The sequence below is a fragment of the Aliterella sp. E5.1 genome (assembly GCF_057473825.1).
Genome location: NZ_JBYCCV010000001.1, coordinates 1 through 21,795, shown reverse-complemented (window position 1 = coordinate 21,795; position 21,795 = coordinate 1). Strand labels below are relative to the sequence as shown.

Genomic DNA, 21,795 nt, shown 5'->3' with positions numbered 1-21,795 from the left:
GTAAGCTTGTAAGTTTATGGGCAGGTTTTTAAGTTGAGCCACTAACAGAAAGAGCCTCACCCAAAACGTTCCGCTATTGCCTAGTATGACTTGCTAGATAAATCTCCCGGTCGCTTGGTTATATTCCCATGAGTATCAGTTTCATAAAGCCCAGTAGCATCGGCTTCTTTGAGGAACCCACTGTATGCTTCCATGCCATGTTCGCTAATATCCAAGCCTTGAAATTCTTCTTCCGCAGTCACGCGAATACCCAAGGTAGCCTTGAGTGCCAACCAGAAAATTGTACTTAGGAGAACAGTAAAGCCGCCTACCGAGACAATACCGATAACTTGCGACCAAACTTGCTGAAAACCACCACCCAATAGTAAGCCCCTGATTGGTCCTAAACCTTCTCCATATAGATTCAAAGCCCCAGCAGGTCCTTCGGCAAATAAACCTACCGCCAGGGTTCCCCAAATGCCACAAACTAAGTGAACGGAGGTTGCACCTACAGGGTCGTCAATTTTGATTCTGTCAAAGAAGGTAACAGAAAAGACGACAATTACTCCCGCGATCGCCCCAATTACTGCTGCCCAATGCAAGCTAACAAAAGCACAACTTGCTGTAATCCCGACTAAGCCTGCCAAGATCCCATTGATAATCATCGACAAGTCAGGCTTGCCAAGATATAACCAAGCTGTGACTGTAGCAGCAATACCACCTAAAGATCCTGCTAAGTTCGTTGTTAAAGCAATATGGGCAATACTTGGATTTACGGACATTGTTGAACCAGGATTAAACCCAAACCATCCTAGCCAAAGGATCAAAGCGCCCAAAGTGGCAATGCTCATATTATGTCCTGGCATTGCTACCGACTCTCTATTTTGATATTTGCCTAAGCGAGGTCCTAATAAGGCTGCACCCATCAAAGCTGCCCAACCACCAACGGCGTGAACCACCGTCGATCCGGCAAAGTCCCAAAATCCAGCTTTTGCTAGCCAGCCACCACCCCAAATCCAATGTCCTGTAATTGGGTAGGCAATACCGACAAGTAAAAGACTAAAGATTAAAAAGCAAACAAGTTTAATGCGTTCGGCAACAGCGCCAGAAACAATTGTTGCGGCAGTTCCGGCAAACACTAACTGAAATAAAAACTTTGCTCCTAGGGGTACGCCTGTCCAATTTAGAGCGCTAAAAACACCTTGATAGGCATCTCCAGTAGCGGGGCTGTTGTCCGCTCCACTTAAGAACCAGCCATTGGTACCAAAGAATGGATTGCCATCACCGAACATTAAGCCAAAACCAATCGCCCAAAATGCTACGGTAGATAGCGCAAATACGATCAAATTTTTCGCCAGAACGTTAACGGCGTTTTTCTGACGGCAGAACCCAGTTTCTAGCATACAGAAACCAGCATTCATAAAAAATACCAAAAAGGCAGCGATCGACACCCACAATGTGTCTATCCCTACCCTCAAGCTTTGCAAGTCTTGCGTTACCTTGTCAGTAGTTGCAGGCGGTGCCTCTTGGGCAACTGCTGCGTAACCCCATACCAGCACAATCAAGATTGCTAGAGGAATGCAGGCTTGCCAACTAGGAGTTAATTGTTTAATTGCCCGCTCTAACTGAGCTAAAATCGGGATACCTTTGTTAAAGCGCGACTTTGAATACCCGTATGGTCGCCTTTTCTTGTTTTTCAACTTGTGCTTGTGCGTGAGTCTTACCTTCATCCGTCGCAACGATCCTTACTTAAATTAGTAAATACTTAATAAGCTGGTAAAATCTTAACTTCTAACAACATCGAGCTTTAGCCCTCGAAAAAGTCACCCAAGGGCAATAGATAAGCCTAAAGTAACTTGTCCTTTGACTAAAACTAAAATGTGTTGTTAACACCTTTTGAGTAGTTAATCTTGTATCAAGAAAAGCATAATTTCTGTATAAAAGATTACAAATATTTGAATGCGATCGCGAAACGGAGGTATTTGATAAATTTATGCTTTAGTTGTTTGCAAATAATCCAGTATTTACACTTAATCTCTCGTCAACAAATAAATTATGTCACCGAAAATATACTGTTTTCGATCTAAATAATCTGCAATAGCTTAGATATGGAAAGCAAGTTAGCCGTTGCCTGAATAAAATTATTCAGGCAATTTTTTATGTACATTCGCTATTTGGGTTAAAAGGTAAGTTTTGATTAATTGCCTCAATTTCTTTGTGTTCCATCAGGTTTACCTCTTTGATATAAGGCAATAATATTTGAGTCAATCGGCGATTGTAGAAGCGGTGCAAACTGTGATTGGGGCTTGCCGGAAAACCTCGCCGTTTTTTGTGTCTGCCACCCGCACCGGGGTCAAAAGTTTGAATTTTTCGACTAATTGCCCACTCGATCGGCGCGTAATAGCAAGCATCAAAGTGCAAGCAATCAATATCTTGAAAACTACCCCAGTAGCGTCCGTAAAGGCGATCGCCTTTAGTCAAGCAAAAAGACATTCCCATCGGTTGGCGCTTATCCAACTGGTTATAAGCGGCTACAAATACCACCCGATGTCGATAATTGGCGTGTAGCTGCTCAAAAAATCCCTTAGTTAAATACTTACTTCCCCACCAGCCAAACTTGTCGCAAGTATCGGCGTAAAAGCTATACATGAGCGGAAACAAGGACTTAGGGATTTCATCGCCCGTTAATACTTGCAACTGCAAACCAGCTTTTTCGACAACTTTGCGTTCGCGCTTGATATTGCGGCGCTGATTGGCGTTGAACATTTTCAAATAATCATCAAAGGTTTGAAATTCTTGATTTTGCCAAATCGAGCTATGGTGCAGCCAAGCCGTAAAACCATGCCGCTCTAATACAGGTTTCCATTGGGGATCGACATAGAGAAAATGACAGCCTGAAATGCCTTGGCGATCGCAAAAGTAATCGATCGCCCCCACCATCAACCCGGTAATCTCGTCCTCATCTTCTCCCGGCGCAATCAAAAATCGATAGCCTTCAGCAGGCGTAAAGGGCGACATTCCGAGTAATTTTGGGTAATACTCCACCCCAATGCGTTGCGATACTTCTGCCCACTGTTGGTCAAAAATAAATTCGCCGTAGCTATGCCCCTTAAGGTACATAGGTGCTGCGGCGATTAATTGGCGATCGCGCCAAATAGTTAAATGATTCGGCAACCAACCAGCCTGCGGTATGGCACTCCCAGAGCTTTCTAAATTATTTAACCATTCCCACTCTAAAAAAGGCGTTTTGAGAGGCATAGCGAGGGCATCCCACGCCGCTTGTGGGACTTCCGCAATCTTGTTAATCCAAGCAACTTTATAACTAGGCTGAATCGATTTGACCATACAAAAAATCTATGACAGCAAGGCTACTTCTACAGCGTACTCAAATCGTCCCCGCGTTGGCGGCGATAATGCAAAAAAACTTCCGAAGCAATTACTTTTGCTGATAATAGTTTTAAGCGCGGTGCAACGGCTTCAGTAAATCCTTTCCCGTCTACAGGACTGGGTGCATTAATGCCCCCTAGAAGCAACGGACAAACCGTTAGCCACAATTCATCAATCAAGTCGGCAGCCAACATCGCAGCTACCACCTCACCACCACCCAATACTGCCAAACGCTTTAAACCCATTGCAGATAGTTGTTGCAGGGCATTAATCCAATCAATCCGACTTTTAGCAACTGTTTCGCAGACAATAATTCGGTCAAATTCCGGCTGATTGTGCCATAACTTTGCGCCGTAGCTTGTAGTTAATAAATACCGAGGTACAGGTTGGCGAAAAAAGCGCCATTGGCGATCGAGATTGGCACTGCCAGAAACAACAATTTGAATTGGTTGCGGCGGTAACAATTGTTGGTATCTTTGTTGTATAAGTTGTGGCTCAACGACACGTATAGTGGAGCCGTAAGCTCGGAGCGTACCCGCACCGAACAAAACGGCATCGGCGGCGGCAACTTGCTCCTCTAAGTGAGCTTTGTCGGCTGGGGAAGAAAACCGCGCAGGCGACTTCTCCTCCTCAGCAATTTTGCCATCGGCACTCATTGCCAAAACTACGGTAGTATAAGGACGATTTTCTGGTGGTATCATCATGCCTACTTAGTAATTAGTTGAGAAGACACTTGTACATAGATAACAGCTTTTTAAGAGAGAGCAGGATACTATGACGGGTGAGACGACTATTTATACAATCTAAAGTCGGAATTTATTTATAAGTATTGCCACTTAACAAAGGTATTTCTTAAATTGGTCTGGAGAATCAAGCATTTAAACTGTAGGTATCAAAAATATCCAAAATCTAGAAAAATTTTGCTCTTACAATCTCAGATCGTGAGGAAGTCAAAAAAAACTGATGTTATTACTACGCTCGTAAATATTTTTAGGGTTTGTCTTTCCTTGAGGACATTGTCATATGGTTAAGCTCAATCAATCCTCGTTTCGCCGCATTTTGCTGTCGAGAATATTGCTTTTGAGCGTACCAGTTTTGTTGATCGGTGAAGCGGTAGCATTCCGCAAAGTCCGCTCTAGTATGCTAGAAACATCGCGCCAGCATCTCAATGTCAGTGCCGTCCGCAAAAGCGAACAAGTCGTCGAACAAATCGCTACCATGCAATCAAAAATGCTGTTAGCAAGTCAAAGTACAGCACTCCAGTCAGGTTCGCCGACTGCGATCAAACAATTTTTGGCAAAGTTCAATCTGCAGTTCCCAACTAATACGATTAAGTGCCTTCAACTGACGAGCTTTCCAGAAGATAGACTAATTGCTAGTACCTGCAACGAGGGTGATTCAGTCTTAGAAGCAAACTTGCGATCGCAAGTACAAGCAAGTTTGCCCCCAAAGCCGCAAAGTGTTGAGATTAAATCTGTATTTACGACTTTAGCGCCTGCCAACAAACAATTGCAGCTACTACTATCTACGCCTGTATACAATAATGCGCTTCGGCAGCGTTATGTTTTGAAAATGCAAGCGATGTTAAACAGTCAACGATTACAAGGCATTACTCGCGAGTCCGATTTGAGATCGTTGGCAGATTCCACCGTAATAATTGCTGAAAATGGTACTATTATCGCCCATCCACTAACTGAGCGGGTAGGAGGAAATATTAGTCAAGAGATAGATCCTCAGCAATGGAAAAAAATAATTAGGAATGCGTCTCAACAAGAAAATGGCTTCAAAAATTTATTTTTTACCCACAAGGGCGTACCTCTACTAGCAAGCTATCGCGCCATTGATAGTCCGATTACTCAGGAGTTAGGGCAGCACTGGATTGTACTTGCCGTAACGCCCCAAAGCACGGCGTTAATGGGTTTGGAAGAAATCAAATTAATTTTATTTTTACTAACTTTGAGCTTGCTAAGTGCCAGCTTGTTCACCGCCTTGCGTCTAGCACGGGAACTAGCAGAACCCCTAGAGCAACTACGAGACTACGCCCTCAAGCTGCAAAATCACCATGAAGTCAAACGGATGCCCCATAATTTTAAAATTAAGGAGTTTAATCAGTTAGCGGCGGCTCTAGATCGGATGGTAGAACGGCTAAAAATGTCCGCAGAAGCCATAGAAATAGCTTGGCAAGAAGCGAAAGCCGCCAACGAGAGTAAAAGTAATTTTTTGGCAACCACTTCTCACGAACTGCGAAACCCCCTCAACGCTATTATCAATTGCATTCGTTTAGTTCGAGATGACTGCTGCGACGACACGGAAGAAGAAGAGGAATTTTTAGAACGGGCAGAAGGCGCAGCAATTCATTTATTGGGCATTATCAACGACTTACTCGACATTGCCAAAATTGAATCTGGCAAGCTTTCTTTAGCAATCGAAACTCTCAACTTGGAGGAAGTATTGCAAGAAGTAATTAGTTTGCAAGCACTTCATATTCAACAAAAAAACTTGGAACTAATCGCAACTAGAACCACCGAACCAATTGTAGTTAGAGGCGATCGCGCTAAGTTGAAGCAAATACTCATCAATATCATTGGCAATGCTGTAAAATTCACCGAAATTGGCAGTATCACTATCAAAACCCAAATTGAAACTGAGGCAAATAGCAACAATTTGCGGGTAGCAATAATTGTTGAGGATACAGGCATAGGTATCAATCCATCGCAGCAACACAAACTCTTTCGCCCCTTTGGGATGGCTGATGGCACAACAACGCGAAAATTTGGCGGTACGGGGTTAGGACTTGCTATTTCAAAAAATCTAGTGGAACTAATGGGCGGCAGTATTATGTTGTGTAGTGCAGGTCTTGACCGAGGTACAACAGTAGCGATTGCTTTACCTGTAGTCAATGTTTTGGAACCGCCCCAAGACTTGCCAGTGCTAGGCACAACTTTTTTAGCGGCTACTCCCCCTGCTGGCTCAATGCCATAAATGCTACTTGAGCCGCAGCCTGTTCTGCGGCTTTAATCGAGCGTCCCTTCCCTTGACCAAGGTGCCGATCTTGCAGCCAAACTTCAGCAGTAAATCGCTCCTCTGCGCTTTCCGGGCGGTGCTGTAGCGTATTTTCTACCACCCGATACTCTGGTAATACTTTAAAGTGACCCTGAGTCCATTCTTGCAAGGCAGCTTTGTAATTGAGCCGCGCTGGATCGCTGCGAATTTCTGTGGCTAATTGTATAAAGTGCGGATCGAGCCAAGGTCTAATTAGTTCTAAAGTGTGAGTGCTGAGGTAAAACGCACCTAATACGGCTTCAAAAGCATCTGCTAACCTTGACTGTTGACCCTCCTTGTCACTACTTGTTACTAGCAAGTAGGGTTCGATGCCATAATGAGTTGCCAAAGAAGCCAAAATGCGATCGCTTACCAGTACCGAACGAATCGCCGCAAACTCCCCCACTTTCCAATCTGGGTAAACTTCCCACAATACTTCTGCTGCTACAAGCCGCACCACCGCGTCACCCACAAATTCCAACTGTTCGTAATTTGCCTCCGCCGACACGCTTGGATGAGTCAGCGCCAAATCCAACAATTGCCAGTTTACCGGAGCTTTTGCTGGAAGTCCGAATATTTGGAGCAATTTTGCTAATTGCTTTTGGCGACGCGGATAACTCAAAAAGTTCGACATGGAAATTGTTTAGCAGCAAGTTTGAGCAAATTGTCTATATTATTGGCACAGTTTGATTGATTTGCTGGAAAAGTAATTAAAGAAGTCGCATTTTCCTTTGCTCTAAACCCCGATCTTTATGGATTTACCGCTAATTTATCATCCCGATTATGTTGTACCTCTGCCAGAACAGCACCGTTTTCCCATGCCCAAGTTTCGGCAACTGTACGAACTATTATTAAAGGATGAAGTCGCCCGTCCATCGCAATTTTTTCTGCCAGAAACTCCCTGCCAGCAATGGTTAGAGCTAGTTCATACCTCCGAATACGTGCAAGCTTACCTCCAAGGAACCTTAGATGCTAAAGCCCAGCGTCGGATTGGCTTACCCTGGAGTCCAGCATTGGTTAAACGGACTTGCACCGCCGTAGGGGGAACAATTTTTACCGCCCAACTCGCCCTCAAATATGGTTTGGCTTGCAATACGGCGGGGGGTACTCATCATGCTTTTCCGAGTTACGGATCGGGTTTTTGTATTTTTAACGATTTAGCGATCGCCTCGCGCGTTATTCAACACCTCAATCTTGCCCGCAAAATCTTAATTGTTGACTTAGACGTGCATCAAGGGGATGGTACGGCGTTTATTTTTCAAAACGACAACAGCGTTTTTACTTTTTCTATGCACTGCGAGGTTAATTTTCCTGGTACTAAACAAGTCAGCGATTTAGATATTCCGCTTCCGGTGGGAATGGAAGATGAGGATTATTTACAAACTTTGGCAAGTCACTTATCAGATGTCCTAAATCAAGTGAAGCCCAATTTAATTTTATACGATGCCGGGGTAGATACTCATATAGGCGATCGCTTGGGTAAATTAGCCCTTACCGACACGGGCATTTTTCGTCGGGAAATGCAAGTTCTAAGTACCTGCATTGCTGCTAGATACCCAGTGGCGTGTGTAATTGGTGGCGGTTATGCTGACGATCTTAGTAGCCTAGTATATCGTCACTCTTTGCTGCACCGCGCCGCTAGTCAAATTTATCGTCAATACAACCTATAAACAATTTTGACCAATATTTGCTTTATTTTTTCCCATAGCAAAAGGTATGGCGATTCCATACCCTTTGATTTAGACAGTATTCCGGCTTTGAGAAATTAATCCTTACTGAATATTTACTTGCTTGGGAGTTGTTGGCATCCCACCAGCCATAGGATTATTCTGAATAACATATTTATCTTTGTCTACTGGCACTAAAATGTAGGCAGTTTGAGTGTCGCTTGGCTGTTGCGTAGCAGTCTGTTCATTTTCTGCTCCTGATATAGGTTCGCTGACAGCATCCACCGTACTTTTTACATTCTGGCTTATACTTTCACCAGCCGTTTTAATTACGTCGGCTGTCCCTTTAACGGTGTAATTAACGTTTTGAGCGGTACTCTTAACAACGTCTACTGTACCTTTCAAGTTTTGGTTAACTTCGTCCGCCGTACCCTTGACACTCGTGCCAACGTCTTTGAGTGTATAGTCTACATTTTCAGCTACATTCTTGACGGCACTTCCTACACCTTTAACGGTGGCATTCACGCCTTCGGCTGCACCTTTAACAGCATCGCCAACACCTTTTACGGTATTGTTTACGCTTTCAACAGTAATTTTACTAGCAAAAGCCGCCGCCGCTGCGCCCATCAAAGCCCCAAAAACTGCTCCAACTCCAATAGCTGCTACGTTATAACCCTTATTTGTATCTACTTCTACACTATCTTGAGGAGCGGTCTGCTCTTCTGTAATTGTATTCATAGTTTCGTCTTTATCTATCGAAACGCGATCGCTCATTTTAATTATCTCCTTGGGACTAAAACTGATTAAGTATTGTCAAATAAAGACAATACCTGTTGTTTTTCACAGGCATTTTTTAGCTAAACAAATTGCACTTTATAACTTTTTGATTACTGACTCTTGTAAGCCTGTAAGCAGATATAGTTTAAATTGAGCAATTTATGCCAACCTTTTGTAGCTTTTAACTTAGTTGCAAGGCGTGGAGTTGAATTTACTTAGCTTAGGAAGCAACTGCTTACTTTTCCACGCACTTGCCACTACAAGAAATCTTTAAGTCAAAAGGGAAACGTTTCTTTCTAGGTTTAGTATCAATAACGTTTCCTTAGATAAACTTACTCCTGAAAATCAGATGCTTGCTCGTTGAATTGATCTGTTTGGTAAGTATCTTGGCTTTGCTGATTCAATTCGTCAGGCATTAAACTACTTTCCTCAGATTCTTCGGGCATTGCGGGTTCTACAATGATTGTGCGCTCAATAATTCGTTCTTTTTCTACAGGAATTAAAACGTAAGTTGTTTGGGGTTCAAATTCTTGGTCAGCAGGATTAATATACTCAGCAGTTTGCTTTAGCTGATCTGCTGCGTTTCCTAGGGATTTTTTAGTACCCTCTGCGGTATTTTTTAGCGCATCTACCACTGGACTTACTAAGCCTTGGTTAACACCTTCGGCTACGGTTTTCGCTGCATCACCAACGCCTTTAGCAGCGACGTTAACACCTTCCCCTACACTCTTCACCGCGTCGCCAACACCTTTGGCAGCAAGATTAGCACCTTGAGCCGTTTTTTTATTAGCCAAAGCAGCCGCTAATGTACCTAAAGTAGCTCCAAGAAGCCCGCCAAGTAAAACTTTATTTAAGTTATTATTGCCTTTTTGCTCGTTGGATTGAGGCTTATTGTTAGAAGCTTTTTCTCCAGGAGTTGAATTGCCATTAATATTTTCATTTTTAGGTGTTTCGGTATTTGTACTTCTACCGACTGCCCGGATATAAAATTGTCCTACTGGAACGTTACCAATGTTTTCATCTTGCTGATTAAAAACTGTTTGTGGATCTAAATTCATAACAACGATCTCCTTGATTTGTAAATAAATTGAATGTTTGCAAAGTAAAATTACTGACTGAGCAAGACTGTAAAAAATACAAGTATTAGCACCTATTAATTAGCTACTTTGCAAAGACTTAAATATTTGAGGCAACCTCGAATTTACTTTAAGCTTGCTACTTTTATATCCTGCTGCTTATCAGTAATCTAACAATTGCCGACCGCCACCTTCACTAGACTAAAGGTGTACATCACTAAATTCGTAGTCTTTCTTTAGTTGTAATTTATTCGCTCTGACTTAAGTAAAATATTTTTTATCAAATAAAGCTGGGATATTTTTTCCTATCAATTGTTATTGAGCAGAACATTACTGTTATTTCAAAAAGTAGGAAATAAGTGATAAAAGGTGAAAATGGCTAATAAACGGATAAAATCTCAACCGAGTTGTAAATTTGGCTAATTATCTAGTTAAAACTAGGTATTTGCGATTAATTGCCTAGTTGGAGTTAAATAAGCAAAAGACAATACTGAAACGCGATCACGATGGTAGGGATAAATGATAAAATCGAACATTATCAGCCAAAAAAACGGATTAGGTGAATGCTGCAATTAGCTTAGACTTAGCGGCAAATAAATTTCCGCCTTTGTAAGCTTGACGGTGTAAGGAGCGAAAACAAAGCAATTACTAGAATATCGCCACCCTAGACTAGGCTCTTATTCTGAAGACAGATGAAGCATTTTGTTTTGCTGGATACAATTTTTTAAAACTGCCGAGGAAAAATCTGTGCTGCTATCAAAGGGCTTTGAAATAGAGATGTATACGGGAACGCCTCAAGGCGATATTGTTGGTCTTTCCGACCAAATCGTGGCATCTGTTGATGGGTATATGCGCGAACCAGATAGCCGCAATGTGGAATATATCACCCAGCCCTCTAGTCAATACGAAAAGCTCTTATGCGACCTAGTGCTACCTCGGCAACGGTTGCGAAAGTATTTGCAGCGCTTAGGAGATTACACGCTCATTCCTGGCAGTACCTTATCATTGGGTGGCAGCGACACTTTTTACAGATCTGATCCTCACAACCCCTACCACGACTATATTGAGCAGACTTACGGTACTAAAGTTGTTACCGCTAGCGTCCATATAAATATTGGTATTGACGATCCGGAATTACTCATGCAGGCGTGTCGTCTTGTCCGGGTGGAAGCACCTTTATATCTTGCTCTTAGCGCTTCTTCACCATTTTTAGATAGCAAAGTTACTGGGTATCACTCTACTCGTTGGGGATTATTCCCCCAAACTCCCACCGATGTCCCCTTATTTACAAGCCATGCCCATCATATTGAATGGGTAGAAAACCAACTCGCCGCCGGAACAATGCAAAATGTCCGCCATTTGTGGACTTCCGTGCGACCAAATGGTGATCGCCGTCCTTACGATCTCAATCGTCTAGAGCTAAGAATTTGCGATTTAGTCACTAATCCAATTTCCTTACTAGCAATTACTGCTTTTATTGAAGCTCGTCTTTGGCAGTTGCTCTCCCATCCCGACGAATTAGATCCGCTTGTTAGCAGCACCTTCTCGCCCGCAAGTTTAGTAGAAGTAACCAAAAATAACGAAGAATTGGCGGCGGCTCAGAGCTTAGATGCTCGGTTAACTCACTGGCAAGATGGTAGAAATATTGTAGCTAGAGATTGGATTGAAGAAATTTACTCGCAAGTATGGGACTTCGCCAAGCAAAAAGGTTTTAGCTGTTTTCTCTCACCCTTAGTAAAAATTCTCCGCGAAGGTAATGAAGCCGAGCAATGGCTGAGACTAAATTCTTGCGGCTTCGATCCTAGGCAAGTTATTACCTATGCTCAGGCGGCTATGGCAGAACAAGAATTAGAGTTAGAAGACAAACTATGTCCGTCTTTGCTTGCTTAAATTGTCCAAAAACTTCCAAAGTATATTCCCAAAGCAAAATATCTAATTGATTAGTACCAACTATTAATAAAACCTATGTAAAAATCATAGGCTTTATTAAACTATGATATTGCCCAACAACTCGTTTTTCTGGTGCAATACAAGCGTAAATGCCTGAAGTTGTCTTAATTAACCCCCAAATTCCCCCGAATACAGGCAATATTGCCCGCACCTGCGCTGCTACCTGTACCAAGCTACACTTAGTCGCACCTCTAGGATTTGAAATTAGCGATCGCTACCTCAAACGTGCAGGACTAGACTACTGGCCCTATGTAGATTTGCACTGTCACGAATCAATTGCTGCTTTCAAAGCTTACCAGCAGCAGCAAGGAGGGCGCACAATTGGTTTTAGTGTTGCGGGCAAATGTAGTTATTTAGACATCCAATATCAACAGGATGATTGGCTTCTATTTGGCAGTGAAACTACGGGATTGCCGCCAACAGTTTTAACTTCTTGCAGCACCACAGCATACATTCCTATGAGCCAGCCAGGAGTAAGGAGTTTAAACCTATCCGTAAGTGTTGCTGTCGGTTTATTTGAAGCTTGTCGCCAACTGCGCTTACTAAAATAATTGCAAATTTATCCGTAATTTTACGGCGAAAATAATGTCTTTAAGTTTAGTTGTATTTGCCAAAACTCTCACTTATCTCTGCTTTTAAGTAATTCAAAGGAAAAATTTAGCAGGCAAATCAGCTATAAGAAATTCCTATGATATTTGAGAGAGTTGACTGCAACTTGAGCGCAACTTTTACGCTCCTAATTGAGCCAATTGAAGAGCTTGCAAAGCAGTCATAGAGCTAGGTTGCAGTGAATTGATAGCTAAAAAATATTTTGTGGAGGTAAATAAAGAATCTCCTCGCTGCCCTTGTTTTTATTGAAGTAATTAGCTAAATTTTGAGGCTGTATTTCAATTAATCAAAGCACGTTGAACGTGAGGTTATGTTACAAAAATCTAATTATTCTTTGCGACTGTCAGCGACTTAGCCTATGCTAAATCGAGAAAATTATGTAGATCTGCCATTGTGCGCGATCGCTTACTTTAAATTCTTCATTTGTTTGGCTTAGAGATGGCACAGATTACTTTATAACCAACAATCAATGTTTGCTAGCAAAATGCTCAGATATTGAAAAGTTCCCAAAGTAGTGTAAACTTGTGTAAATTAAATTATCCGCAAGACTATGAATCAAATTATGTCTGTTGGATGAGGGCGAAAAGAAAATTATAGTGTTGTTAATGCAAGACCATAATTGATTAAATAAATCAAAAGTAGTCAAGCAGAGCATGTTTCTAGGAGGTCGTTTTTGAAACGAGCATGGACTAAAAAGGTTAAAAGTTTGCCTTGTGCAATCGACAGAGAGGCACTGGAAAGACAATTACAGCCACAGCCAAAAGTAAAATGTCGGATATTTCGGACTTCGGCGGCAATGATTGGCTTGACGGTATCCATAGGAACGCCAAACCTTCTGCTGGTACAAGCAGCCCAAGTACCAGAGAGTATTAGCAACGGATTAACGCCTATTCAGGACTCTGCCCCAGAAACGGTGCTATTACCCCCAGCAACGCCAGTACCTGCGGTAGTAACACCCAATCCGTTGAGCGCTGCACCTACACGAGGTATAGCTAAACAGCTAATAGCCAAGAAAGTTGTTATACCGACTTACAATCCGCCGACTTTAATAATTCAACCCAGCGCACCAGAAATAAACTCTACTCCTGAAACCCAGCTATCTAGTCAAGTAGCGACGCAAACACCAGTTGTAAAGCAGGATGTAAGAGCTTTACTAAAGCAGCACCAACAAACAACCGCCTTAGAGCATCAACAGCTAGCAACTAACGAGGTAACGCTATCGACGGAAGCTAATGAAAAAGCTGAGATAGCCCAAAATCAAGCATTAGAAACTGCTTCTACTCCAGTAGCTATCAATTCCAGTCCCCTGGAAGTTGCAAGTTCAGAGGCAAATAATAGTGGTTGGACAGCAAAACAAAGGCTGCTAGTAGACAGGTTAAGAAATCAAGAAAATCCTGCGTCGGCAAACAAAGAAACAGTACAAGCACCTATCAGCGCTAATTTAGCTGTACCAGCAACCAGCCAGCCGCCAGTAGAGTTGTCAGCCCCAGAAATTGGCTCAACAGAACAAACCTTGCCAGCACCTCTAGCTACCGAAACACCAGCAGTAGTGGCAACGGGCAATGAAAGCATGGAATTTGAAGCGCTACCATTGCCTGCGGAAGCAATAACATTGCCGACAGCAGCGCAAGATAACCAAAACGTAGCTACTATTCCAGCAGAAATTGCCCAACCTTTGCCTGCTAACACCGCAGGGACACCAGTAGCACCAACACTGCAACCAGTATTTGTAATTCCAGAGGGAGTTATAGCTCAGCCAGCAGACACGGCTCCAATCGCCGCAGCAGAAGTTGATAAACAAGTAGCAGCCCAAGTGCCTAAAGCAGAAGCTACTCTAGCGACAAAAGCAGTACCTAGTGTCAACGAGCCAATTATAGTAACTTCCACAACGTCAGAATATCAAGTAAAGCCAGGAGATACCCTTACAAATATTGCATCGGCACATCGCCTATCTCTCCCAGTAATTGCTAACTTCAACCGTTTGCCAAATCCAGACTTGCTGCTAGTAGAGCAAAAAATAAAACTCCCAAGCTTGACTAGCATGAAGACCCAAGCAAACGTTGCGGTTTTGCCGCCAATTGTAAAAGTAGAACCATTGGCACAGGCTAATAGCCTCACTGCCCCGGCACTACAAAAACCTGTACTAACATCGCAAGCCTCAGCTTATACAGGTGTGGGCGGTAATGTAGAAGAATCAGTAGCAGAAGCAAAGCCATTGGAGCAAACAGCCCTCGATGACTTACGAGTACAGTACGTCCTGAATCTGCAAAACGACGTACAGAAGCTAAAGCATAAATACTATGCTCGAAATAACAGCAACCCTGTGGTGACAGCACAGATTCCAAAAAGTAATCGCCTACCCGCAGCAATCAAGCCTAGTAGCTTAAATGACGAACCTATCAATCCAGATTTCCGAGTTGCTCAAACTTTTCAAGATCTAAAGCCTATACCGCAAAAGAAATTAGTCAATCGCGTAAACTATTCGGCTCCGGCTACAGTTAGAGGCAGAGTAGCGACCGCTCCCGCGAGCGCAGATAATTTGGAGGAATCTTTCACTGGGCGGCAAGTTGCTCCAGAGTTACCACCTTTAGCTCCAGCTTTGAACTATCTGCCTCAGCCTAGTAGCACGGCTCCTTTGAAGGGTTATATATGGCCAGCAAAGGGTGCTTTGACATCTAAATACGGCTACCGTTGGGGACGGATGCACAGAGGTATTGATATTGCCGCGCCTGTTGGAACGCCAATATTTGCCGCAGCACCGGGTGTAGTAATTAAGTCTGGTTGGAATAAGGGAGGATATGGCAACTTAGTTGATATCCAGCACGCCGACGGTTCTTTGACTCGCTATGCTCACAACTACAAACTGTGGGTGCAGCCCGGTCAATTTGTAGCGCAAGGGCAGCACATTTCTGATATGGGTAACACGGGACGCAGCACTGGTCCTCACCTCCACTTTGAAGTACATTCTGGTGGAAAAGGTGCAGTTAATCCTATTGCTTTGTTACCAAAAACTAGGTAGAAAGCCTTTAATTCCATAGATGGTTTTGTAAGCCTGTTCCTATATTAGGAACAGGCTTACAATTTATTTGAAGTTATTTAGCATCCCATAAACTGCCCAAATTGCCATTGGACGGAGATAGTGGCAAGCTCGGAAGGTTCCTACTGCCGTAATTGCTTCGGGAGTACGAAATTGCAGCCCATTGTTGTAAATTTGTTGCACCACCGTTTCTGTAAGCTTAAATGCTTCCTCTTTCATATCCATTTGGATTAGAAAAGCTGCTATACCAAAGTTGATACCCGTCCACACTTCCAAAGGATGAGTAGCATCAGGGTTTTCTGGGGAACCATCAATTTTTAAGCCGTTAGCAGCACCGAAAGCACCATTGTGGAATTTGAGAAAGCAAGCATCGTAGACAGTTTTGAGGCTAGAAAGAGCGCGATCGCGTTCTACAATATCGGGTAAGCCGAGTAATCGGGCATAAAATTGCCCGCACAACTGATCTGCCATCACTACATCCGAACCGCTTTCGCTATCGAGGCGATAATACTGTCCGTTCCAAAGTTTTTCTTGATAAATTGGACGCGATTGTGATAACCAAGTTTGATAGGTAGCAATTGTTTCAGCAATTGGCGGTTGATTTAAGGGAGAAGTCAGCATTTCTCCTAACGGGTGATCTGGGGGATAACTCATTAAAGTTTTGCCAATAGCGATCGCACTTTCTAGTCCCGCTAACCACAATCCGCCACAGTAGGCACTAACTCCTTGCAAGCGCCAATCGTCAAAAGTTTGATCGGGCGCTCCTGAATTTTCGGGGATACCATCGCCGTCAAGGTCAAAAGTTTTGAGATAATTTAAAGTCTGGACAATTGCTGCCCAACAATCCCACAATAATTCCCAATCGGTAGAGCCTGTAAGGACAAAATCGCGGTAGACTTGCAAGACAAAATCGCTAGGTAAATCTTTCCATAAGTTGCAATCTTGGTAGCTAGTGTAATTAGTCTTTTCCCAAGGGTGTTCGTTTGGTGCGCCTAAATCGTGGGGAGTCGCGTTAGCAACTTTTCTTAGTCCCGTAGCTTTGTTGTAACCAATTTCTCTAATCGTGCGATCGCTTGTCGAAATTGCTCTGGCGTAAGCTCGTAAAATAGATTTATCTAACTTTGACCACAGCATTAATAAGCCAAACGATCCATACAGCCGGACATCCAAGCTTTCATACCAACGGTAATCTACGCATTCTAAGACGGCAAATTGTCCAACTGGATCGCGTTCATCTGCCGCACTCCACAGCGTACCACCACTGGTTAAATCGTAAAGCTCGTTAAATAAAGCCATCTTAAACCAGTCCGGCAAATCTTGGCGATTGATAATTGGTTGCTGCCAAGATTGGACTTGCTTTTGCCAGTTTTGGTATTGTTGCAAAGCAGTGGATGCGACTTCCCAAGCATTGTGACCGTTGCGCCCAAAAAAGTCTGTATAGCGACGATAATAATCTACTCCCGGCGCAAACTCCGTAATCGGAAAATCCCAGGCTAAAACGAATGGTATTTCTAGACTTTCGCCAGGCTCTAGAGTAAATTTAATTGCGATCGCACTTGCTAATTGTTCGCCATCAGAAATTGGTGTTTCATCTATATAGTTAGGTAAAGAGCCGTCGGTAGAGAAGCTTTGCCAAACATCAGCGCCCGTACCTGTAGGATTCCAGCGCGTATGATGGAATACTTGATATTTTGGATTAAGGGAAGTTGCGATCACCCATTGTCCTACACCTTCTTCCACCACATCTTCGCTACCAACTCTACCCAAGACGCAGCCTAAACTCTTAACATCTTCTACTAATTTGTTGTAATTTCCCGTACTTTGCCCCAAACGCGGCTCGTACTCATAAACTGGACTACCATCATCTCTAACTCGTACTTGCGGAGATTTAATTGAGTTAGTAAACCAGCCCACCATATTTTGCCATGTCAGCATAATACTAAGCGTTAGCGGCTTATCGGTAGGATTATGGGCTTTCCAGACAAATACAGCTACAGGATAGCTAGTTTCTTGGTAATTATCCGGTAATATAGGCGAAAACTGTTCGCAAGTAAGTTGAGAAAGAAATACACCTTCATACACAAACCAACTTCGAGGATAAAGAGCGTGATATGTACCCGCCTCTTTTGGATACCATTGCCAAGATTGCAAAGTGCCGTCCTCTGGCGGTTCTGTACATAAAGCATAAGCTGAATTACTTTGCTCCTCAAAAACGCTAAATTGACAAGCAGGGATACTTTTAAAAGTATGCTCTCCCCCGTCAATATGCCACAGATTAAAATCCCCTTTAGAGGAACGCCCAATACACCCCGCGCCAAAGCCACCTAGAGGCATTCCATGCCAAGAACCATCGTCGAGATTGCTGGGATTGCGGACAGTGTAAGGTTTGTCCCATCCTAAGCCAATGGGACGATTCCAGGTACAAGGGGGAATTTGGGGTAAGTGGTAATTTTTCATCTCATCATCTTACAGTGTCATAGCAGAAAGCCCAATGGTTTGTAGCTGTTGTATAGCAATAATACAGGAAGCGCAGTAGCCTACTTTTTATAGCTAACATGACTATTCCACCAGAAATCCAAGATCTTATTGATAGACTCAATCAGGAGTTGGATGAGACAGATCTCCAAGCAATTGATGGACTTAACCTCGTACGTCCTCTGCTTGTCAACTTCAGGGATAATATTGTCTTAACTCAGTTTTTTGCCTCCTTTTCTAATTCTTGTCTATTTGTAGAAATATCAGAAGACGTATTCAAGTCACGGTAAATCGCCTCTCATCTGCGAATATAACTACCGAAATCCTAGAAATTGGAGAAGACCTAGCAATAGAGCTAGGAAAAGTCCTAGAAGTTAAAATACAGATTGAACGATTGCGCGATCGCGCTATTGGAAATTTTATGAAAGAACTCCCAGACGAGAAAATTTTACTTGAACTGCTATCTCTAGCTCAAGAAGCTGAACAAAAAGCAAAAGAACTATGTGACTTAGCAGAATTTGACGAAAAATGGCGTATTCGACTAAAAGCAACGACAGAGCAGCCATCTATTCGCAGCAACGCCTAAAAACGCTTCTTTACTTAGAGGCGATGATTTTTGATTGCGTCAAATGTGCCGCCAAATAAGCGATCGCGTATCATGTCGCTACCAAGGAAGTCATGAGGGAAACCTAGTTCAATTTGGCTAACTTCATTTAGGCGTTGGAGATGCTCTGGCGCAAGCTTAATATCAAGGCAAGCAAGATTATCTTGGAACTGCGACAATTTCCGCGCTCCAATTATAGGGATAGTTACACCGCTTTGTGCTAATAGCCATGATAGAGCAACTTGAGAAGGTGAATGTCCAATTTCTGAGGCAACTTGACTAACAACTTGAGCAATAGCTAAATTCTTGTCAGAAATCGCATCTAATCGTCTTTGCTCCTCACCATTCCCTTGAGGCTTGTTATATTTTCCTGTAAGTACGCCACCACCCAAAGGACTCCAAGGCGTAACAGCTAAATCAAAAGCTTTTGCCATCGGCAATAAGTCTCTTTCGGGGGTTCTTTGCACCAAACTATACTCAACTTGCAAAGCTACAAAAGGTGTCCAACCATAACACTGCGCTAAAGTATTGGCTTGCGCCACAATCCAAGCGGGGGCATCAGAAATGCCGATATATAGTACCTTTCCGGCGCGTACCATATCATCAAGACTTCGCATTACTTCTTCAATCGGTGTCATGAAGTCCCACGCATGAAGCCAAAATAAATCGATATAGTCAGTATTGAGCCGTTTGAGGCTGCCTTCTAGAGACTGCATCATATTTTTGCGATGATTGCCGCTACCATTGGGGTTACCTGCTTTATCGTTCATTTGTAACGGAAACGAATATTTAGTAGCAACAACATATCGTTCTCTATCTGAAGCAATAAAATCGCCAACAATTTTTTCACTAGAACCATCAGTGTAACCATTGGCAGTATCAATAAAGTTGCCGTCTGCTGCGACGAAAGCATCAAATATTTGACGGCTTTCATCTTTAGAAGCTCCCCAACCCCAATCTTCACCAAAAGTCATTGTACCTAAACAAAGTTCAGAGACTCTTAAACCGCTTTTACCTAGAAGTTTGTATTGCATAGTTAGATTACTCTCCTGTTGTTTGTTGCTTGGACAAATTGAAAATAGAACCTAGTGAAGTGCGATCGCTAAAAGCCTCACTGAGAATAATGGGATTGAAATATTCCCGAAACAGCACGATATGAGCATCGCGCAAATGGAATAAAGCGCAGTAACGGTTGTTGTATGCCTTACCCGTCAGCGCAGTAACGGTTGTTGTATGCCTTACCCGTCAGCGCAGTAACGGTTGTTGTATGCCTTACCCGTCGCGGCGATATCGATTTCCCCTCGGTACTCAGCAAGCAGCCAGTTAGGGTCAAGCATCGGGTAGATTGTGAAGTCAGGAAAGGTCATGCGGCTGTAAGCATGGGGTAAACCTTGATAGTGACGATAGATTGCAGCTTTGCCATCAATCCTACTGGGAAAGTTACTAGGAGAGTAAGGCATTTCTTGAACGCCGTCGTCTGCCCATAGTTTTATCCAAGCATCAATATCTTTTTCCTCAAGCAGGCGGAGAAAATCTTGAATTACCTGCTGGTGGCGTAAACGCTCGTTTTGGTCAGTCACTTTATCTCCTTGCCCTGGAATTTGCCGTTAGTATTTGCCTTACAGCTTGCTGGCGCTGGTGGTTTTTGAGTATTGGCGATCGCACTATTACTTGTTGCGACTGCGGCTAATCCGACAACTCCTTCGCCGATTGCTTGACGGCGGCTAATGGAGAATTTTTTATTGCTCATAGTTAGTGATTTTTGGGTAAAAAAGTAAGTAGTGCGTGCGATGCGATCGCCTTGATACATGACTTCTAGCGGTTCACCAAGGCAAAGTACCATCGATTTTGTCTTTTTTATAGCTTAAATACATTAAGAAGCTGATTCCTAGCTATTTCTTGCCCAGAAATATCAAAATCTTGCTAACCTTACAAACTATCTCGATAACTTTTAGGCGTTGTACCTACAGCTTTACGAAACTGAGCAATAAAATGGCTGTGATTGGCAAACCCAAGCCCGTAAGCAATTTCAGCTATAGAAATTCTTGTTACTTTTAGCAGTACCTTTGCCCTTTCTATGCGTCTTAAAATTAGGTAGCGATGAGGTGAAGTACCTGTAGCCGTTTTAAAAGCACGGGCAAAGTGAAACTGACTCATATGCACGATAGCAGCCATATCGGCAATACTTAAATCTTCAGCTAGCCCGTCTTCAATAAAATTTTTTACTTTATTTAGTTTGAAAGTATCTAATGCTCCATCTACCAGCACAGGCTTTGTTACCGTAAAGTTGTAGTTTCTAAGCAGATGAACGGCTAATAAGTTTCTCAATGATTTAACATACAACTTTCCTGCTATCCCACCATTGAGAAGCTCCGATTTAAACAATTGTGCTATATGCACAATAGTAGAGTCTGAAAAGATAACGCGGTGTTGTAGTTCAATTAGTGAAGATAGACCGCTATCTTCGGCAACTTGCGCCAAAAACTTTGGCTCTAATAAAATATTGATGTATTCGCTCGCTCGTTCCCTTTTGTGCCACACAAAATTGCGATCGCCGTAAATAAATACACTTCCTGCTGGTAGAGGAGTTGACTTGCTGTGTCCATCAACTGACCAAGTTAAGCGATCGTGAGGTAAAAAAGCAACGCTAATAGCCTGAGTTGGCATAGCAAAATCAAATTCACCGATCGCCTCTAGACAAGCATACTCAACTTCAATGTTTTCCCAACAGGCTTTGAGATTGAAGGAAAGTTGTTGATACCAAGTTGCGTTCTAACAAAGTAGCTATAGAGGAGGGAAGAAAGTTAGAGAGCGAAGACGGTCTGGGTCAGCACAAAGTTCTAATAGACCTAAGCTAAGTTCATCTTCAACCTTGTCCAAAGATGGAAAAACATGGTTGTAAAAATATTTTTCTCTAATCTCTTCCCAAATATGTTCTACAGGCATTAGTTGAGGGCTGTAGGATGGTTGATGAATTAGACGAATGTTCTCAGGAATTTTTAGCTGTTTTGACCGATGCCAAGAAGCTCGATCTACCTGGATGACAATAAAATACTCAGCTAGTTCTAGGGATACTTGCTGTAGAAATAAGTTCATCATTTTGGTATTAGCATGGGGCAGAATCAGGCAGGTCATTTTGCCGAGGGCTGGTGCTACCGCAGCATAAGCGTAAATATATTGTCTGACCTGTTG

Annotated in this window: 19 protein-coding genes; 6 read left to right on the top strand and 13 right to left on the bottom strand. The window is 42.9% G+C overall.

All coding sequences use genetic code 11. The features are described 5' to 3' along the window. Positions 1-80: 80 nt before the first annotated feature. From AC2VE5_RS00095 to AC2VE5_RS00085, 3 genes are all read right to left on the bottom strand, one after another. Positions 81-1,709, bottom strand: coding sequence for an ammonium transporter (locus tag AC2VE5_RS00095; RefSeq protein ID WP_486885749.1), 1,629 nt, complete (start codon positions 1,707-1,709; stop codon positions 81-83). A gap of 427 nt (positions 1,710-2,136) precedes the next feature. Next, the gene (locus AC2VE5_RS00090) at positions 2,137-3,324 is read right to left on the bottom strand and encodes a GNAT family N-acetyltransferase (RefSeq protein WP_486885748.1); all 1,188 of its coding nucleotides are present in this window, start codon (positions 3,322-3,324) and stop codon (positions 2,137-2,139) included. 29 nt (positions 3,325-3,353) lie between these two features. Next, complete coding sequence (locus AC2VE5_RS00085; protein WP_486885894.1) at positions 3,354-4,067, bottom strand: RibD family protein; 714 nt, start codon at positions 4,065-4,067, stop codon at positions 3,354-3,356. A 322-nt stretch (positions 4,068-4,389) separates the two neighbouring features. Between AC2VE5_RS00085 and AC2VE5_RS00080 the strand changes: the two genes are divergently transcribed. After that, the gene (locus tag AC2VE5_RS00080) at positions 4,390-6,348 is read left to right on the top strand and encodes an ATP-binding protein (RefSeq protein WP_486885747.1); all 1,959 of its coding nucleotides are present in this window, start codon (positions 4,390-4,392) and stop codon (positions 6,346-6,348) included. On the opposite strand, the gene rnc is transcribed toward AC2VE5_RS00080, so the two are convergent. Beyond that, entirely contained in the window at positions 6,320-7,042 is a 723-nt protein-coding gene (gene rnc / locus AC2VE5_RS00075) for a ribonuclease III (protein WP_486885746.1), read from the bottom strand. The two genes, AC2VE5_RS00080 and rnc, sit on opposite strands and share 29 nt — an antisense overlap. A gap of 118 nt (positions 7,043-7,160) precedes the next feature. On the opposite strand from rnc, the gene AC2VE5_RS00070 reads away from it, so the two are divergent. Next, entirely contained in the window at positions 7,161-8,078 is a 918-nt protein-coding gene (locus tag AC2VE5_RS00070; protein WP_486885745.1) for a histone deacetylase family protein, read from the top strand. A gap of 102 nt (positions 8,079-8,180) precedes the next feature. On the opposite strand, the gene AC2VE5_RS00065 is transcribed toward AC2VE5_RS00070, so the two are convergent. Both AC2VE5_RS00065 and AC2VE5_RS00060 read right to left on the bottom strand, forming a co-directional pair. Beyond that, entirely contained in the window at positions 8,181-8,849 is a 669-nt protein-coding gene (locus AC2VE5_RS00065) for a hypothetical protein (protein ID WP_486885744.1), read from the bottom strand. 335 nt (positions 8,850-9,184) lie between these two features. Continuing rightward, positions 9,185-9,910, bottom strand: coding sequence for a hypothetical protein (locus AC2VE5_RS00060; protein ID WP_486885743.1), 726 nt, complete (start codon positions 9,908-9,910; stop codon positions 9,185-9,187). Positions 9,911-10,675: 765 nt separating this feature from the next. On the opposite strand from AC2VE5_RS00060, the gene gshA reads away from it, so the two are divergent. The 3 genes from gshA to AC2VE5_RS00045 all read left to right on the top strand — a co-directional run bounded on the left by gshA (position 10,676) and on the right by AC2VE5_RS00045 (position 15,506). Next, positions 10,676-11,818: a glutamate--cysteine ligase gene (gene gshA / locus AC2VE5_RS00055; protein ID WP_486885742.1), complete on the top strand. Its 1,143-nt coding sequence runs from the start codon at positions 10,676-10,678 to the stop codon at positions 11,816-11,818. Positions 11,819-11,967: 149 nt separating this feature from the next. After that, entirely contained in the window at positions 11,968-12,429 is a 462-nt protein-coding gene (locus tag AC2VE5_RS00050) for a tRNA (cytidine(34)-2'-O)-methyltransferase (RefSeq protein WP_486885741.1), read from the top strand. A gap of 731 nt (positions 12,430-13,160) precedes the next feature. Beyond that, positions 13,161-15,506 (top strand): peptidoglycan DD-metalloendopeptidase family protein, encoded by a 2,346-nt coding sequence (locus tag AC2VE5_RS00045; RefSeq protein ID WP_486885740.1) that lies wholly within the window; start codon positions 13,161-13,163, stop codon positions 15,504-15,506. A gap of 63 nt (positions 15,507-15,569) precedes the next feature. Here the strand turns inward: AC2VE5_RS00045 and AC2VE5_RS00040 are convergent, their stop codons facing one another. Continuing rightward, entirely contained in the window at positions 15,570-17,981 is a 2,412-nt protein-coding gene (locus tag AC2VE5_RS00040; RefSeq protein ID WP_486885739.1) for a GH116 family glycosyl hydrolase, read from the bottom strand. Positions 17,982-18,243: 262 nt separating this feature from the next. On the opposite strand from AC2VE5_RS00040, the gene AC2VE5_RS00035 reads away from it, so the two are divergent. Beyond that, a complete protein-coding gene (locus AC2VE5_RS00035) occupies positions 18,244-18,585 on the top strand; it encodes a hypothetical protein (protein ID WP_486885738.1) in 342 nt (113 codons plus the stop codon). A gap of 14 nt (positions 18,586-18,599) precedes the next feature. Here AC2VE5_RS00035 and AC2VE5_RS00030 read toward each other — a convergent pair whose 3' ends face one another. The 6 genes from AC2VE5_RS00030 to AC2VE5_RS00005 form a co-directional block, all read right to left on the bottom strand. Continuing rightward, positions 18,600-19,637: an aldo/keto reductase gene (locus AC2VE5_RS00030; protein WP_486885737.1), complete on the bottom strand. Its 1,038-nt coding sequence runs from the start codon at positions 19,635-19,637 to the stop codon at positions 18,600-18,602. A 7-nt stretch (positions 19,638-19,644) separates the two neighbouring features. Continuing rightward, complete coding sequence (locus AC2VE5_RS00025; protein WP_486885736.1) at positions 19,645-19,773, bottom strand: hypothetical protein; 129 nt, start codon at positions 19,771-19,773, stop codon at positions 19,645-19,647. Positions 19,774-19,841: 68 nt separating this feature from the next. Next, positions 19,842-20,183 carry a nuclear transport factor 2 family protein gene (locus AC2VE5_RS00020; protein WP_486885735.1) on the bottom strand — a complete coding sequence of 114 codons (342 nt, stop codon included), beginning with the start codon at positions 20,181-20,183 and terminating at the stop codon, positions 19,842-19,844. Continuing rightward, the gene (locus AC2VE5_RS00015) at positions 20,180-20,446 is read right to left on the bottom strand and encodes a hypothetical protein (RefSeq protein ID WP_486885734.1); all 267 of its coding nucleotides are present in this window, start codon (positions 20,444-20,446) and stop codon (positions 20,180-20,182) included. Before AC2VE5_RS00015 ends, AC2VE5_RS00020 begins: the two co-directional genes overlap by 4 nt. Before the next feature lie 86 nt (positions 20,447-20,532). After that, on the bottom strand, positions 20,533-21,270 hold the full coding sequence (locus AC2VE5_RS00010; protein WP_486885733.1) for a helix-turn-helix domain-containing protein: 738 nt from the start codon (positions 21,268-21,270) through the stop codon (positions 20,533-20,535). A 117-nt stretch (positions 21,271-21,387) separates the two neighbouring features. Next, positions 21,388-21,795, bottom strand: a 408-nt coding sequence (locus AC2VE5_RS00005; protein ID WP_486885732.1) for a transposase, incomplete at its 5' end; no start/stop codon positions are given.

Bases quoted from the DNA above. Each gene is read 5' to 3' on its own strand.
- AC2VE5_RS00095 (WP_486885749.1), bottom strand. From the start codon at position 1,709: ATGAAGGTAAGACTCACGCACAAGCACAAGTTGAAAAACAAGAAAAGG.
- AC2VE5_RS00090 (WP_486885748.1), bottom strand. From the start codon at position 3,324: ATGGTCAAATCGATTCAGCCTAGTTATAAAGTTGCTTGGATTAACAAG.
- AC2VE5_RS00085 (WP_486885894.1), bottom strand. From the start codon at position 4,067: ATGATACCACCAGAAAATCGTCCTTATACTACCGTAGTTTTGGCAATG.
- AC2VE5_RS00080 (WP_486885747.1), top strand. From the start codon at position 4,390: ATGGTTAAGCTCAATCAATCCTCGTTTCGCCGCATTTTGCTGTCGAGA.
- rnc (WP_486885746.1), bottom strand. From the start codon at position 7,042: ATGTCGAACTTTTTGAGTTATCCGCGTCGCCAAAAGCAATTAGCAAAA.
- AC2VE5_RS00070 (WP_486885745.1), top strand. From the start codon at position 7,161: ATGGATTTACCGCTAATTTATCATCCCGATTATGTTGTACCTCTGCCA.
- AC2VE5_RS00065 (WP_486885744.1), bottom strand. From the start codon at position 8,849: ATGAGCGATCGCGTTTCGATAGATAAAGACGAAACTATGAATACAATT.
- AC2VE5_RS00060 (WP_486885743.1), bottom strand. From the start codon at position 9,910: ATGAATTTAGATCCACAAACAGTTTTTAATCAGCAAGATGAAAACATT.
- AC2VE5_RS00050 (WP_486885741.1), top strand. From the start codon at position 11,968: ATGCCTGAAGTTGTCTTAATTAACCCCCAAATTCCCCCGAATACAGGC.
- AC2VE5_RS00040 (WP_486885739.1), bottom strand. From the start codon at position 17,981: ATGAAAAATTACCACTTACCCCAAATTCCCCCTTGTACCTGGAATCGT.
- AC2VE5_RS00030 (WP_486885737.1), bottom strand. From the start codon at position 19,637: ATGCAATACAAACTTCTAGGTAAAAGCGGTTTAAGAGTCTCTGAACTT.
- AC2VE5_RS00015 (WP_486885734.1), bottom strand. From the start codon at position 20,446: ATGGTACTTTGCCTTGGTGAACCGCTAGAAGTCATGTATCAAGGCGAT.
- AC2VE5_RS00010 (WP_486885733.1), bottom strand. From the start codon at position 21,270: ATGCCAACTCAGGCTATTAGCGTTGCTTTTTTACCTCACGATCGCTTA.